The following is a 14,191-nucleotide window of genomic DNA, read 5'->3' as shown; positions in this document are numbered from 1 at the left end:
GCACCCCCACCGCGCGGGGGCGGAAGGGGTGCCGGGTCAGGCGTGCGCCGCCACGGGTCGGGACCCGTCGGTCACAGGTTGGAGCCGACCAGCTTGGCCAGGTCGACCAGGCGGTTGGAGTAGCCCCACTCGTTGTCGTACCAGCCCAGGATCTTGACCTGCTTGCCGGAGACCATGGTCATCCCGGCGTCCAGGGTGCAGGAGGGCGAGGTGCCGACGATGTCGGAGGAGACGATCTCGTCCTCGGTGTAGACCAGGACGTCCTTGAGCGGGCCCTCGGCCGCGGCCTTGAACGCGGCGTTGACCTCGTCCTTGGTGACCTCACGGTCCACGGTGACGACCAGGTCGGTGGCGGAGCCGTCCGGCACGGGGACGCGCATGGCCATGCCGTCCAGCTTGCCCGCGAGCTCGGGGATGACCAGGGCCGTGGCCTTGGCCGCACCCGTGCTGGTCGGGATGATGTTCTGCGCGGCCGCGCGGGCGCGACGCAGGTCCTTGTGCGGGAAGTCCAGGATGACCTGGTCGTTCGTGTACGCGTGGACCGTGGTCATGAAGCCCTGCTGGATGCCGAAGGCGTCCTTGAGGACCTTCGCCATGGGCGCCACGCAGTTGGTGGTGCAGGAGGCGTTGGAGATGATGTCGTGGTTGGCGGCGTCGTACTTGTCGTCGTTGACGCCCATCACGATGGTGATGTCCTCGCCCTTGGCCGGGGCGGAGATGATGACCTTCTTGGCGCCGGCGCTGATGTGCTTCCGGGCGTCCTCGGCCTTGGTGAAGATACCGGTGGACTCGACGACGACGTCGACGTTGAGCTCGCCCCAGGGCAGCTGGGCGGGGTCGCGCTGGGCGAGGACCTTGATGGTCTTGTCGCCGACGCGGATGAAGTCGTCACCGACCTCGACGTCGCCGTCGAGGGTGCCGAGCACCGTGTCGTACTTGAGCAGGTGCGCGAGCGTCTTGGTGTCGGTGAGGTCGTTGACCGCGACGATTTCGATGTCGCTGCCGCCAGCGGCGACCGCGCGCCAGAAGTTGCGGCCGATCCGACCGAAGCCGTTGACGCCTACACGGATGGTCACGGAACCAATCTCCTCATATGTCGCACAGCAGTTTCACCCGAGCGTGTGGGCTGTTCCCGGAGCACCGGACTGGTACGGCCGGCACGACCGTGTTGAACAGCGTGAACGCGTAACAGGTGTTCACAAAGAGCCTAGCGGAGTGTCGGCGGGGAGCCGTTCTCACCCCCGTCCAGCCACCCGTCGCGCCCTCGCGGATTCGCGACCATCCTGACACCGTGAAGCGGAGAGGTCTATACCATTTTCGGAAGTTATCCGGGAGTTTTCCCAGTTAACAAAGCCGAACATCGGTGTCACGGCCGCGTTCCGGCGCGGTTGCGCCCCAGACCGGTCAGGGGACGAGCATGTCGGGAGTGAGGTTCGCCTCGGTTCCCTCGATGCCCAGGTCACTGGCCCGCTTGTCGGCCATGGCCAGCAGCCTGCGGATGCGCCCGGCGATGGCGTCCTTGGTCAGCGGCGGGACCGAGAGCTGTCCCAGCTCCTCCAGGGACGCCTGCTTGTGGGCCAGGCGCAGCTGCCCGGCGGCCACCAGGTGCTTGGGGGCTTCCTCCCCCAGGATCTCCAGGGCCCGCTCGACCCGCGCGCCCGCCGCGACCGCCGCCCGGGCGCTGCGCCGCAGGTTGGCGTCGTCGAAGTTGGCGAGCCGGTTCGCGGTGGCCCGCACCTCCCGGCGCATCCGGCGCTCCTCCCAGGCCAGGACGCTCTGGTGGGCGCCCAGCAGGGTCAGCAGCGCGCCGATGGAGTCGCCGTCGCGCACCACCACCCGGTCCACGCCGCGCACCTCGCGGGCCTTGGCGTGCACCTTGAGGCGTCGGGCCGCACCGACCAGGGCCAGCGCGGCCTCCGGACCGGGGCAGGTGACCTCGAGGGACATGGAACGACCCGGCTCGGTCAGGGAGCCGTGCGCGATGAAGGCGCCGCGCCAGGCGGACTCGGAGTCGCAGGCACCGCCCGCCACCACGTGGCGGGGCAGGCCGCGCACGGGACGCCCGTTGTTGTCGACCAGCCCGGTCTGGCGGGCCAGGGACTCACCGTCCTTGATCACCCGCACCACGTACCGGTTGCCCTTGCGCAGTCCGCTCGGGGAGAGCACGACGACCTCGGACTCGTGCCCGAAGACCTCCGAGATGTCCTTGCGCAGCCGCCGCGCGGCCGCGCCCGTGTCGAGTTCGGCCTCGATCACGATCCGGCCGCCCACGAGGTGCAGGCCACCGGTGAACCGCAGGATGGTGGACACCTCCGCCTTGCGGCAGCATGGCTTGAGGATCGCCAGTCGGCTCAGCTCATCCTTCACCACGCCGGTCATCGCCATCGCCGCGATCCTCCCCTTGAACTGGCAGAACACCGGCACCGCACACCCGGGCGCCGGGTGCCGCCACGGGCTGTTCCCTGGGCGGCTGTCTCTCGGTGCAGACTACGTGACGCGCGCCTTTACGCCGACCCCCGCACGGCGTGTCGCGCTTCCTCAAGCCCAGCTCACAGGCGGCGTGTCGCCCTTCGTGACGGTGTGCGGTCAATTGCTCCCGGACTCCTGGGAGGAGTTCAGGAGCGACTCCAGGTGGTCCCTCAGCACGACGGCGTGGTTGTGCTCGGTGTCCCTGGCCGCGTACAGGAGCGTGACGGGCCCCTTCCGGGCCGCGTCGAGGATCGGGGCCAGGACCTCCGGGTGGGCCTCCAGCTCGGCCCGGTAGCGGCGGGAGAACTCCTCGAAACGGCCCGGGTCGTGCCCGAACCAGGTACGCAGATGCGGACTGGGCGCGACGTCCTTGACCCACTCGTCCCCGTCGACCGCGCTCTTGCTCACCCCTCGGGGCCAGAGCCGGTCCACCAGGAACCGGGGCCCGGGCGGGGGCTCCTCCCCCTGCCCGGGGTGCTTCTCGGCACGAACCTCGTCGTAGACGCGTTCCAGGTGGATGCGGTGATCAGCCATGCGCCCACCCTTCCCCGCCCCCGGTCACGGGCACCCCAGCCCGGTACCAACATCGGGAGACTCGGGGTCAGTCCTCCAGGACGTGCTCCAGGGCGGCGGCCAGCTTGTCGGCGTCGTGGCGCGGGGTGCCGTCCCCCAGGCTCAGGTCGGCCAGTTCGAGCCGCCCGCCGAGCTGGTGGGCGGCGGACAGGAGCGGGCCGACCTCCTCCACCGTGCCGGAGTCGGCCAGCACCACGTCCACGCCCAGCTTGGGCGCGTGCTCGTGGAGCACCTCGAGGTAGGTCTCGGGGCGGAAGTCGTCGGTCTCCCCCTGCTGGGGTGACAGGTTCAGCACCACCAGCCGCCGGGCGCGCGTGGTGACCAGGGCGTGGGCCAGCTCCGGAACCAGCAGGTGCGGCAGCACGCTGGTGAACCACGATCCCGGACCGAAGACCACCCAGTCGGCCTCCCGCACGGCCTTGACCGCCTGCGGACTCGCCGGGGGGTCCTCGGGGATCAGCGAGATGGAGCGCACCCGGCCGCTGGTGCTGGCGCACGCCACCTGCCCGCGCACCGTGGTGAGCGCGTCGGGTTCACCGGGGTCGATCCCGGCCACCTCCGCCGAGATCTCCAGCGGCACGGACGACATCGGCAGGACCCGGCCGTGGGCGCCCAGCAGCTGGCCCACCCAGTCCAGCCCCGCCACCGAGTCGCCGAGCAGTTCCCACAGCGCGACGATCAGCAGGTTGCCGACCGCGTGGCCGTGCAGGTCCCCCTCCGAGCGGAACCGGTGCTGGAGCACCTGGCTCCAGGTGTGCCCCCACTCGTCGTCCCCGCACAGCGCGGCCAGGGCCATCCTCAGGTCACCGGGCGGAAGCACGCCAAGTTCCTCGCGCAGGCGGCCGCTGGAGCCGCCGTCGTCGGCGACGGTCACGATCGCGGTGACGTCCGTGGTCACCCTGCGCAGCGCAGACAGGGAGGCGTGCAGGCCGTGCCCGCCCCCCAGCGCGACCACCCGGGGCGGCCGTGAGGCGTCGTCCCCGTCCGGATCGGTGCTGTTCGACATGCCTTTGGCCTGCCCCCTCGTCCCGTGTCCGGCGGTCGCGTCGGCCCGCCCCGGAAGGGGGCGTGCGAACGGCCGACCCACGCCCCCGGCCCGCCGTGTCCCGATCCCTTGGCGGACCGGCACCAACAATGACCGGGCCAATGTAAGGGAAGACGCCATTATTGGCGATTCGGTTCACCTGAGGGCCTGGCGTGTCCACGGGCACCAGGATGTCAGAGGGAGGCGTGACCGGCCGTGAGCGGCTCGGACACGAACACGCCAGTGGCGCGGGTCACCTCGGTGGCCCGGGGGCGCGAGCCCCCGGGTGCCGCCGCCGCGTTCACCGCCGGGTCACGGACGGCACGCCGCTGGCGCCGCCGACGCTTCCGTGCCCGCCGGAACGCGTGTCACTCCCGGCCCACGTCCCGGTGGACCACGTGCACGTCGACGCCCTGCGCCCGCAGCCGTTCACCGAACTGCTCCGCCATGGCCACGCTGCGGTGCTTGCCGCCGGTACAGCCCACCGCCAGGGTCATGTAGTGCTTGCCCTCGCGCTGGTACCCGGCGATGGTCAGCTTCAGGACCTCCGAGTACGCCTCCAGCATCTCCTGCGCGCCGTCCTGGGAGAGCACGTAGTCCCGGACCGGCTCGTCCCGGCCGTTCATGGGCCGCAGGTCCGGCACCCAGTGCGGGTTGGGCAGGAACCGGCAGTCCAGGACCAGGTCGGCGTCGACCGGCAGACCGTGCTTGAACCCGAAGGAGACCACGTTGGCGCGCGGACGCACCTCGTCGCTCTCCCCGAAGAAGCCGATCACCCGCGCCTTGAGCTGGTGCACGTTGAGCTGGGAGGTGTCGATGACCAGGTCGGCCTCGCCGCGGATCGCGCGCAGGGTCTCGCGCTCGCGGTCGATGCCGTCGGTCAGGCGCCCGTCGCCCTGGAGGGGGTGCGGGCGGCGGACCCCCTCGAAGCGGCGCACCAGGGCGTCGTCACCGGCCTCCAGGTACAGCACCCGCGCGGTGATGTCGCGCTTGCGCAGCTCCTCCACCGTGGACAGCAGGTCCTCCGTGAACGCGAGCGAACGCACGTCCACCACCACCGCGACCCGGGGCACCGCCCCGTGCGTGCGGCCCGCGAGCTCGATCATCGTCGGCAGCAGCCCCGGTGGCAGGTTGTCCACCACGAACCAGTCCAGGTCCTCCAGGGCCCTGGCCGCCGTGCTTCGACCCGCACCGGACATCCCGGTGACGATGACCACGTCGGGCGGTAGCTCCCCGCCCAGTTCGACCGTCATGTGTCTCCTCCCCCGTCTGTGCCTTGCCTTGCCGTCGCCCCGTCACCCTCCGCATCCCTCCGGCCGGGGCCACCGGACAGATGTGCGTGTACGGACTCGGCCAGCTTGGGGCCGATCCCCGGTACCGCCGCGATCTCCTCGACACTCGCCGAGGCGAGTCTGCGCACCGAACCGAACTCCTTGATGAGGGCGGTCCTGCGCGCCGGGCCCAGGCCCGGAAGTTCGTCCAGACTGCTCCCGGTGAGCGCCTTGGCGCGCTTCTGCCGGTGGTACTGGATGGCGAATCGGTGGGCCTCGTCGCGGACGCGCTGGAGCAGGTAGAGGCCCTCACCCGCGCGCGGGAGGATCACCGGGTCCTCGTCGTCGGGCAGCCACACCTCCTCCAGGCGCTTGGCCAGACCGCAGACGGCCACGTCCTCGATGCCGAGTTCGTCCAACGCCCGCCGCGCCGCCTCCGCCTGCGGGCGGGCACCGTCCACCACCACCAGGTTAGGCGGATAGGCGAACTTGCCGGGCGCGGGCTCCTCGGAGGTGCCGCTCCCGCCCGTGACCCCGTGGCCGTCGGTGTCCGCGTGGTCGTCGGTACCGCCCATCCGGGCCACCTCGCCGGCGCGCGCGCTCTCCTCCAGGTAGCGGCGGAACCGTCGCCTGACCACCTCGTACATGGCGGCCACGTCGTGCTGTTCCGCTCCCCCGGCCCCGCTGCCGCGCACGGAGAACCGCCGGTACTCGGACTTGCGGGCCAGACCGTCCTCGAAGACCACCATCGAGGCCACCACGTGCTCGCCCTGGAGGTTGGAGATGTCGAAGCACTCGATGCGCAGCGGCGCCTCGGGCAGGTCCAGCGCCTCCTGGATCTCGTTGAGGGCGCGGCCCCGGGTGCTCAGGTCTCCGGCGCGGTGGGTCTTGTGCCGGGCCAGCGCCTCGCGGGCGTTCTTGTCCACGGTCTCCATGAGGGACTTCTTGTCGCCGCGCCGGGGCACACGCAGGTCCACCGCCGCGCCCCGGTGCTCGGCCAGCCAGCTCGCCACGGCGTCGGGGTCGTCCGGCTCGTGGGAGACCAGGACCTCGCGCGGGATCGACGTGCCGGTGCCCTCGGTCTCCTCGGCCCCGTCCAGCGAGCCGTAGAGCTGGCGGAGGAAGTTCTGCATGAGTTCCCCGGGACTGGCGTCGGTCACCTTGTCCACCACGTAGCCGCGCTGGCCGCGGATCCGGCCGCCCCGTACGTGGAAGATCTGGACCGCCGCCTCCAGGGGGTCGTCGGACATGGCGATGACGTCGCAGTCGGTGGAGTCGGGCAGGACCACGGCCTGCTTCTCCAAGGCGGCGCGCAGGGCCTCGATGTCGTCGCGGATGCGCGCGGCCCGCTCGTACTCCATCTCCTGGGCCGCCTCGGTCATCCGGGTCTCCAGCTGACGGATGAAGCGCCCGGTGTCCCCGGCCAGGAAGGAGCAGAAGTCCTCTGCCAGTTCGCGGTGCTCCTCGGGGCTGGCGCGGCCCACGCAGGGCGCCACGCACTTGCCGATGTAGCCGAGGAGGCAGGGGCGGCCGCTGTTGCGGGCGCCCCGGAACACCCCGGGCGAGCAGGTGCGCACGGGGAAGACCCGCAGCAGCAGGTCGACGGTCTCGCGGATGGCCCAGGCGTGGGAGTAGGGGCCGAAGTAGCGCACGCCACGGCGCTTGGCGCCCCGCATCACCTGGACCCGGGGGAACTCCTCGTTGAGGGTCACCGCCAGGTAGGGGTAGCTCTTGTCGTCGCGGTACTTGACGTTGAAGCGCGGATCGTACTGCTTGATCCAGGAGTACTCCAGCTGGAGGGCCTCGACCTCGGTGCCGACGATCGTCCAGTCGACGTCGGCGGCGGTGGAGACCATCTGCTGGGTGCGGGGGTGCAGTCCGGCGAAGTCCCGGAAGTAGGAGGACAGCCTCGACCGCAGGTTCTTGGCCTTGCCCACGTAGATGACCCGGCCGGAGGCGTCCCGGAATCGGTAGACGCCCGGCTCGGTCGGGATGGAGCCGGGGGCGGGGCGCAGGTGAGGAGTCGCAGCCATACCCCCATTCTGGTCGCTCCCGGGGACAGACGGCCACCGGTCCGTGCGATGCGCCCCCGTGGAGCGGATCACTCCGGAGGAATCAGTCCAAGCAAACGTCACGATTGGATATCTGCATGGTCTAGGTTGGGCGGGTACAGCTGAACTTCCCGACATGAACGACAAGGGGGCGCTTCGACGTGTCCGTCTCCCAATGGATCGCGATCGGCATCGCCGTCTCGGTCTCGATGGCCCTGGTCTTCATCCTCCAGTGGCTGCTCAACCACAAGTTGGGCAAGGTCTGGCCGATGGCCCGCTACGTGGTCTCGCGCTCGGCGGTCACCGCGTACACCGCCGCGGCGGTCGCCGGTGCCAACCTGGCGCTCCCCAGTCGGGGAGACGTGGCCTGGAGCACCTTCCAGACCATCGACCACGCGATGACGATCCTGATGATCGGTACCCTGACCGCCCTCGGGATCAGTCTGGCCTACGCGGCCACCGACATGGTGCTGGAGCGCCTCTCCGTGCGCAACGGCGACGCCGACCGCCGGGCCCGCCGACTCCAGACCCAGGTACGCCTGCTGCGCAGGGTCATCACCTCGATCATCGTGGTCCTGGCGATCGCGTCGATCCTCTTCACCTTCGACGAGGTCCGCGCACTCGGCGCCGGGCTCCTGGCCTCGGCCGGTGTCATCGGTATCGTCGCCGGTGTCGCCGCCCAGTCGACCCTGGGCAACCTCTTCGCCGGACTCCAGCTGGCCTTCAGTGACGCCCTGCGCATCGGGGACGTCGTGGTGGTCGAGGGCGAGTGGGGCCGCGTCGAGGAGCTCAGCCTCGTCAACGTCACCATCAAGATCTGGGACGAGCGCCGCCTGGTGGTCCCGGTCGCCAACTTCACCACCACCAGCTTCGAGAACTGGACCAAGGCCGGGACCAACATCACCGCCAAGGTCCAGCTCCCCCTCGACTGGGAGGTGCCCATCGGGGACCTGCGCGAGGAGACCGGCCGCCTGATCACGTCCAGCAGGTTCTGGGACGGGCGCAGCTGGTCCTGCCAGGTCGTGGACATCACCGACACCGGTGAGGTCATGGTCCGGGTGGTGGCCACCGCCTCCGACACCGGCAACCAGTGGAACATCGCGTGCGAGATCCGCGAGCACCTGGTCACCTGGTTGGCCACCAACTACCCCGAGTCCCTGCCGCGCAACCGCACGGAGTTCATCAGCGGTGCGGAGGAGTCCGACTACGCGGCGCAGTTCCCGACCTCGGCGTTCCGCCGGGCGGCCCCCGCCTCCTCGGACACGGCCCATGACGACGGCAACGGTTCGGCGCAGTCGGGCAACCCCGAAGAGGTCTGACCGACCGTACACACGACGGAGCCCCACCGAACTCTCGGTGGGGCTCCGTCGTGTGTGGCCCCGGGGTCAGTCGAGGATGATGTCGGTCCCGTCGATGGTGACGGTGAACTCCTCCAGGGGGTCCTCCGCCGGGCCGGTCACGACCTCGCCGGAGGCGATGTCGAACTCGCTCCCGTGGCACAGGCAGCGGATGACCTCGTCCTCCACCTCCTGGACCGTGCAGCCGCCGTGGGTGCAGGCGGCGCTGAAGGCCTTGTACTCACCCTCCTCGGGCTGGGTCACCACCAGCTTGCTGTGGCTGAACACCGCTCCGCCGCCCTCGGGCACGTCCGTGGTCTGACCGACCACGTGACCCCGGCGCACCTCCTGGGGGTTGGGAGGCTGACCACAGGCGCTCACGGCGGTCACGGCGGCCGCCGCCCCCGCCGTTCCGAGCAGACGACGCCTGCTCACCCCGCACCCGCATGTCCTCGTTCCAGCCACGACCGAACGCTCCTCACCTGCGCCTGAATTCCACTACGAACTGTAGTACAGCGCGCCTGCAAGTCTTACGCGGGTCCTGACCTGCGACTACGCGACTTTCGAGGCGACGCGGTCGGTAGCACGACCGTTGTTGGCGGCACTGTCGCCGTATGTCGACCGCCTCGGCCACGGGAGTGGCAGATACCGAAAACCGATGGGACCAGCCCCCTCACGAACCTTGGCAAACTGGGTCAGAGCCCTCCGTGCCGGGATCGCCACTGAGAAGCAGGGCAGAAGACCCGCCAGCGAGTACACGATCCCAACTACCAGCCTGCGCCGGGTCGATGGCCACCTGGCCGTGCAAGGCCTCCCTCAGACCCTCGACAGCGTCTCCGCCGAAGTCCTGAGCGACCTGCTCGACGACATCACCTCAGCAACGTCATCTGGGACCGCACTCCACCACCACAGGAATCTCAAGGCGCTCGCCGTGACCACGCTCGTCGGCGCCGCCACTTCGGTCTCTGCTCTGGTAATCGACGGCGGGGTGCTCACCCTCGCCACCGTCGGCACCGCCGCTGGGAGCGGCGCCCTCATGGCCGTGGCCGCCCAACGTCCACCGCCGCGTGGAGAAGTAGTAGGTCAACGTCCAGAATCGCACTTGCGTTCGGCGAGCCCCTCACTCGACGTCGCCCCGCTCCACCGTGAAGGTGGAGCGGGGCGACGTGGTCGTTCACCCGCCCAGCAGCTCGCGTGCCCGCCGGTGCAGCAGGGGTGCGACCCCCGGGTCGTCTCCGTGCTCGATCCGCAGAAGGAGGCGGGCGATGACGAAGAGCTGGGCGCGCACTCCGTCCGGAGTGTCGAGTTGGTCAGCGAACACCTGGTGTACCTGCTCGGCGGTCTCAGGGTGGGCGAGGCTGTGGCAGTACAGGGTGGCCGTGTCGAGCCCGGCCGGGGCGCCTCCCCAGAGTTCCCAGTCCAAGACGCCCAGGCTGGGGCCAAGCAGGTTGTTCCAGTGCAGGTCAGCGTGCGCGGTTGTCCAGTGCGTGACGGTCGGGTCGATGGCGTCACCGAAGAACACGGCCAGGCGCCGCGTGACAGTGTCCTGGTCGACCGCGACCCGGGTCGTGTCATGCTCCGCCAGCCGGTCGAGGGCAGCGCGCAGGTCTGACCACCAGCCATCTCCCACTTCGGGGAGGTCCTGGAGGAAGGGCGTTGGCGAGCAGACGTCCCCGGGGAGCATGGTCGCGGCCTCGGCGCGGACCCGTCGAGGTGGGTCGTCCCACTCGGTGACCTCGACGACCTCGGGGCGGGGAATCCCGGTGAGTGCGTTGGCGTCAGCGTTTCCGGTCCAGGACTCCCCCTGGGCCCACCGAGGGAATTCGGTGGTGACCCGTACCCACAGGTTTCCGTGCGGGCCCCGCGCGGGGGCGCCGACCGTGCGGTCTCGCCACCCGAACACCGGTTCCCCGGTCGGGGTGAGCCCGAACTCCTCGGTGGCCTGGGCGAGCAGGGTTAGCATGTGGTCGCGGTGGCGTTGGTCGGCCAGGTCCTGGGCGGTGGTCATGGGTCGACGATATGACGCAGGTACCGGCCGGGGTCGGACATGTAGCGGCGCCAGTGGTCGACCATCTCCAGATCAGCCCAGGTGGTGCGGCGTGAGCCGTGGTCTCCGACCTCGATCACGTCCGCGCCTGGTAGGGCGGACAGGATCGGGCTGTGCGTGGCGCAGATGATCTGTGATCCGGACTGCGCGAGGTCGTGCATGAGTCCGACCAGGCGCAGGCACGACATGAAGCTGAGAGCGGCCTCGGGTTCGTCCATGAGGTACAGGCCGGGCTTGTCGAACATGGTCTGGAGGATGATCAGGAACCCTTCACCGTGGGAGTGTTCGGCCAGGTTCTCGTCCCAGTATCCGTGCATCCCCGACACCGCCTCGGCAAATCCGAAGGTGGTTTCGGCACGCAGGAAGTAGCCGGTCTGGGCGCGGCGCCCGGCCTGTTTCTGCCGGGCGCCGCGTTGCGTCAGGTCCAGGCGCAAACGCTCCCCCAAGACGCCCTTGGGGCGGTTGTTGGCGTACTTGCGTCCGGCCCTTCCGCCGCGCGCGTCCAGTCCGTAAGCTTCGGCGATTCCTTCCACGAGCGTGGACTTACCGGACCCGTTCTCACCGACGAGAAAGGTCACCGGCTCTCGGAACTCCATCGGTTCGGAGAGCAGGCCGCCCACGGCCGGGACCGAGTAGGGCCACTCGGCCGGGTCCGGTGTGTCGAGCCCGGTCGGGAGGTCGATGCCTTGGACGAACACGCGTGATTCCTTACCTGTAGTCCGGTGCGCACCCACCAGTCGGAGTGCAACCGGTCGGCGTACATGCCGGGCTGCACGAGGGACCGCACTGGGGGTCGCACATGTCCGGCACGCACGGACCAGCGGCGAAGTCGGCCCGCAGCTGGCCGACCACGGTCGCCATCCGCTCACTGGTCATGATCTCGTTCAAGGACTGTTCCCGCACGTTGCCCACCGACAACCAGCGGGTGAACACGCACGGCCACACCTCACCGTTCGGGGCCACGGCCAGGTTGCCGTGGGCGCACCGGCCGCACAGAACCGAGGTGTCGGGTTCGGCGTCGGTCGAGGCGCCCCGGCCGACACCGCGCAGGTCGTCGTATCGCACTTCCCCCAGGTCGAGGGTGTCGAGCTGGGCGCGCGCCTGGTCGCTGCGCTGGGATTCCAGAACACCGATGACCCCGGCGCGCAGGGGGATGTGGCGGCGTCGGGCTTCGGTGATGTTGGCCAGCGTGCGCACGTGGGTAGGCCGCTTGGTGATCTTCTCGTGCTCGGCCGGGTCGTCGGAATACCAGGACGTGGCCAGCCGCACCCCGGGGCGCGCGAACACCTCCCACAACGCGGTGGGAACGTGCACGAGGTTGCTGAACACCTCAACCTCCAGTCCACGGCTGAGGGCGTGGCGCGGTAGCGCCGATGTCCACCCAGGGTGCAAATGGATTGGAGTTTTCCCGCCTTGGCCCACCGGGTCACGGTCTTGGGGTCGACCCGAAACATGGTGGCGACCTCGGCCGGAGTCAACAGCTCCACGGGCGCTAGGGGGTCGGGAGTTCGCGTGCTCACTCGGGTGCTCCTACGCGGGCGTCATCTCGCGCCGCCATTCCGGCGGGGACACAACGGCCACCATCTCCTCCTCCGGCTGGGCGGCCAGGAGGGGCTGCCTCTCCATGACCTCCAAGACCTCCAAGAAGTCGCCCATGTCAATGTCCATGTCGGGTCCTCTCTCTGTGCTGTGGGTGCCATGTGGTGAGGGTGGGAACTATGGGCGGGACGGCGTGGGCTCACCGTGGTGGGCGCGGAGGGACTCCTCCAGGAGCTCAGGGGTCGGCGCGGACTCGACCGGCCAGGGCGACCCCGGAGTGAGGTGGCGAGCGATCCAGGCCCGGTCCGTGCACGTGAACCGATGGTCTGGCCACGTTCGGCGGAGGCGGGCCAGGACGACGCACGGGTCCGGCCAGGTGCTGGCGTCCCTCCCACGGTGGTCGCCCTCGTGCCCGATCGTCAGGGTGCACGAGCGCGGCGTGCCGCTGGCGTCGAGGGCAGTGGAGGTGCAGCGCGATCCCTCCATCACGCCACCACCAGGCCCAGGCCGTCGAGGACCGCCAGGAGCACGGATAGCTCGGGGTGCCGGGGCGGGGCGCGGGTGGTTCGCTGCGATCCGCTCGTACGCGGACCCCGAATCGTCTGCGCTCACCGTCATCGCCTCACCTGGAATCGGCTGCTCTGTACTGTGGCTATGACGCTACGGACCGCCGTGCGACCGGACCACGGACCGGGAGTACGAGTCACCCCCTCGGAGAAGCCCCATGGCCAAGCGCACCGCGTCTTCGACCCTGACTGCCGGTCAGAGTTCGCTCCCACGGCCTGACGCGGAGCGGGAAGGGAGGGTGTCGGGGTACGTCCTGAAGACGATCCGGCAGACAGTCGGCCTCACCCAGGAACAGTTGGCCGAGAAGGCCCGGGTGGACGTGTCCACGCTCCAAGGATGGGAGTCGGGGCGCCGCCCGCTCATGGCCATTTCCGCAGGCGCGTATCTGAAGCTGAGGCACCTGCTACTCCGGCTGGGGTCGTCACCGAAGCTCCTCGGGCAGCTGGACACGGGGATGGAGGCCGACCGTTTCCTCGGGTACGTGATGACCGCGGACGGGTCGATCGACCTGGAGAACCACCCACTCGCCACGTGGGTGATCACCCGCCCGTTCACGGAACTGGTGGCGTGGCCGTTCACGGGGGACGTCCCGAACCAGATGAAGGAGGTCGCACCACTGCGGAGGCGTGGCCCATCGGGGTCTGGCCCGGACATGAGCGCGGACGAACGCCGCCACATGGTGTCCCACCTCCAGGCTGCTGCGGAGCAGGCCGCGAAGGGCTCCGTAAAGGGGGCTCTCCTTCGCCGCCAGGCCCACTACGTCGCCGGGTTCGACAAGAGCTCGGAAACCGTGGAGTGGCTGGCGGTGATGCAGCGCGCCGAACAGCGCCGCCTCGGTTCGGAGGTGGAGTGGACCCCGTCGTGGGCGGTGGTGCGCTCTGGGGCGCACACGCTCGCGCGCACGGGCGACGAGGAGGCGCTTCCGTCGTTCATCGACGTCCACATTTCGACGGACGCCTGCGAGATCGCGAACCTCAACTACTGGGCGTACTGGCTCGGGGAGATCAGCGATCCCCAGCTGGCAGACACGTTCATGGTCGAGCTCGACATCGACTCTTGGCACGGCGACCGCCTGCTTAAACACCTCGCCGCCCGGTTGACCCCGGACAACGTCTACGTCGACGTCGTCTGCCACACCCTGTGGGCATTGATCATCCGCAAGTCGGGGCTGCTGACAAAGAAGATCGCGGACGACCTCATCGAGTCGGTTGGCCGGATGCTGTCGGAGGCCACGATCTCGCCCCAGTCGAAGCGCGAACTGGAGGAAGTGTCCTACGCTCTTCGGACGGTTCAACGGCGTTAGAAGGGTCCCC

Annotated in this window: 13 protein-coding genes and 1 pseudogene; 2 read left to right on the top strand and 12 right to left on the bottom strand. The window is 69.7% G+C overall.

Features of this window, described 5'->3' with window-relative positions; all coding sequences use genetic code 11:
- Positions 1-71: 71 nt before the first annotated feature.
- The 6 genes from gap to uvrC all read right to left on the bottom strand — a co-directional run bounded on the left by gap (position 72) and on the right by uvrC (position 7,370).
- Complete coding sequence (gene gap, locus AC0VYM_RS10185) at positions 72-1,076, bottom strand: type I glyceraldehyde-3-phosphate dehydrogenase (RefSeq protein ID WP_475461480.1); 1,005 nt, start codon at positions 1,074-1,076, stop codon at positions 72-74.
- A gap of 328 nt (positions 1,077-1,404) precedes the next feature.
- Positions 1,405-2,385 carry a DNA-binding protein WhiA gene (whiA, locus tag AC0VYM_RS10180; RefSeq protein WP_330094586.1) on the bottom strand — a complete coding sequence of 327 codons (981 nt, stop codon included), beginning with the start codon at positions 2,383-2,385 and terminating at the stop codon, positions 1,405-1,407.
- A gap of 201 nt (positions 2,386-2,586) precedes the next feature.
- Entirely contained in the window at positions 2,587-3,003 is a 417-nt protein-coding gene (locus tag AC0VYM_RS10175) for a DUF488 domain-containing protein (RefSeq protein WP_475461476.1), read from the bottom strand.
- 67 nt (positions 3,004-3,070) lie between these two features.
- Positions 3,071-4,048, bottom strand: a complete 978-nt coding sequence (locus AC0VYM_RS10170; protein WP_475461473.1) for a gluconeogenesis factor YvcK family protein — start codon at positions 4,046-4,048, stop codon at positions 3,071-3,073.
- A gap of 386 nt (positions 4,049-4,434) precedes the next feature.
- A complete protein-coding gene (rapZ, locus tag AC0VYM_RS10165; RefSeq protein WP_475461471.1) occupies positions 4,435-5,319 on the bottom strand; it encodes an RNase adapter RapZ in 885 nt (294 codons plus the stop codon).
- The gene (gene uvrC / locus AC0VYM_RS10160; protein ID WP_475461469.1) at positions 5,316-7,370 is read right to left on the bottom strand and encodes an excinuclease ABC subunit UvrC; all 2,055 of its coding nucleotides are present in this window, start codon (positions 7,368-7,370) and stop codon (positions 5,316-5,318) included. Before uvrC ends, rapZ begins: the two co-directional genes overlap by 4 nt.
- A gap of 179 nt (positions 7,371-7,549) precedes the next feature.
- Between uvrC and AC0VYM_RS10155 the strand changes: the two genes are divergently transcribed.
- On the top strand, positions 7,550-8,707 hold the full coding sequence (locus AC0VYM_RS10155) for a mechanosensitive ion channel family protein (RefSeq protein ID WP_475461465.1): 1,158 nt from the start codon (positions 7,550-7,552) through the stop codon (positions 8,705-8,707).
- 66 nt (positions 8,708-8,773) lie between these two features.
- On the opposite strand, the gene AC0VYM_RS10150 is transcribed toward AC0VYM_RS10155, so the two are convergent.
- The 6 genes and pseudogenes from AC0VYM_RS10150 to AC0VYM_RS10125 all read right to left on the bottom strand — a co-directional run bounded on the left by AC0VYM_RS10150 (position 8,774) and on the right by AC0VYM_RS10125 (position 12,440).
- Positions 8,774-9,160, bottom strand: coding sequence for a Rieske (2Fe-2S) protein (locus AC0VYM_RS10150; RefSeq protein ID WP_475461463.1), 387 nt, complete (start codon positions 9,158-9,160; stop codon positions 8,774-8,776).
- A gap of 739 nt (positions 9,161-9,899) precedes the next feature.
- Positions 9,900-10,733, bottom strand: a complete 834-nt coding sequence (locus AC0VYM_RS10145; protein WP_475461460.1) for an aminoglycoside phosphotransferase — start codon at positions 10,731-10,733, stop codon at positions 9,900-9,902.
- Positions 10,730-11,470: an AAA family ATPase gene (locus AC0VYM_RS10140; protein WP_475461458.1), complete on the bottom strand. Its 741-nt coding sequence runs from the start codon at positions 11,468-11,470 to the stop codon at positions 10,730-10,732. Before AC0VYM_RS10140 ends, AC0VYM_RS10145 begins: the two co-directional genes overlap by 4 nt.
- A gap of 10 nt (positions 11,471-11,480) precedes the next feature.
- On the bottom strand, positions 11,481-12,101 hold the full coding sequence (locus tag AC0VYM_RS10135; RefSeq protein ID WP_475461455.1) for an SPASM domain-containing protein: 621 nt from the start codon (positions 12,099-12,101) through the stop codon (positions 11,481-11,483).
- 32 nt (positions 12,102-12,133) lie between these two features.
- A pseudogene (locus AC0VYM_RS10130) lies at positions 12,134-12,292 on the bottom strand (BldC family transcriptional regulator); the annotation flags it as partial.
- A 10-nt stretch (positions 12,293-12,302) separates the two neighbouring features.
- Positions 12,303-12,440: a hypothetical protein gene (locus tag AC0VYM_RS10125; protein WP_475461452.1), complete on the bottom strand. Its 138-nt coding sequence runs from the start codon at positions 12,438-12,440 to the stop codon at positions 12,303-12,305.
- Positions 12,441-13,116: 676 nt separating this feature from the next.
- On the opposite strand from AC0VYM_RS10125, the gene AC0VYM_RS10120 reads away from it, so the two are divergent.
- Positions 13,117-14,181: a helix-turn-helix domain-containing protein gene (locus AC0VYM_RS10120; RefSeq protein ID WP_475461450.1), complete on the top strand. Its 1,065-nt coding sequence runs from the start codon at positions 13,117-13,119 to the stop codon at positions 14,179-14,181.
- Positions 14,182-14,191: the final 10 nt, after the last annotated feature.

The sequence above is a fragment of the Nocardiopsis sp. iso_237 genome, assembly GCF_056173345.1.
The sequence above is the reverse complement of the archived record's forward strand: the minus strand, read 5'-3'. Positions and strand labels throughout refer to the sequence as shown.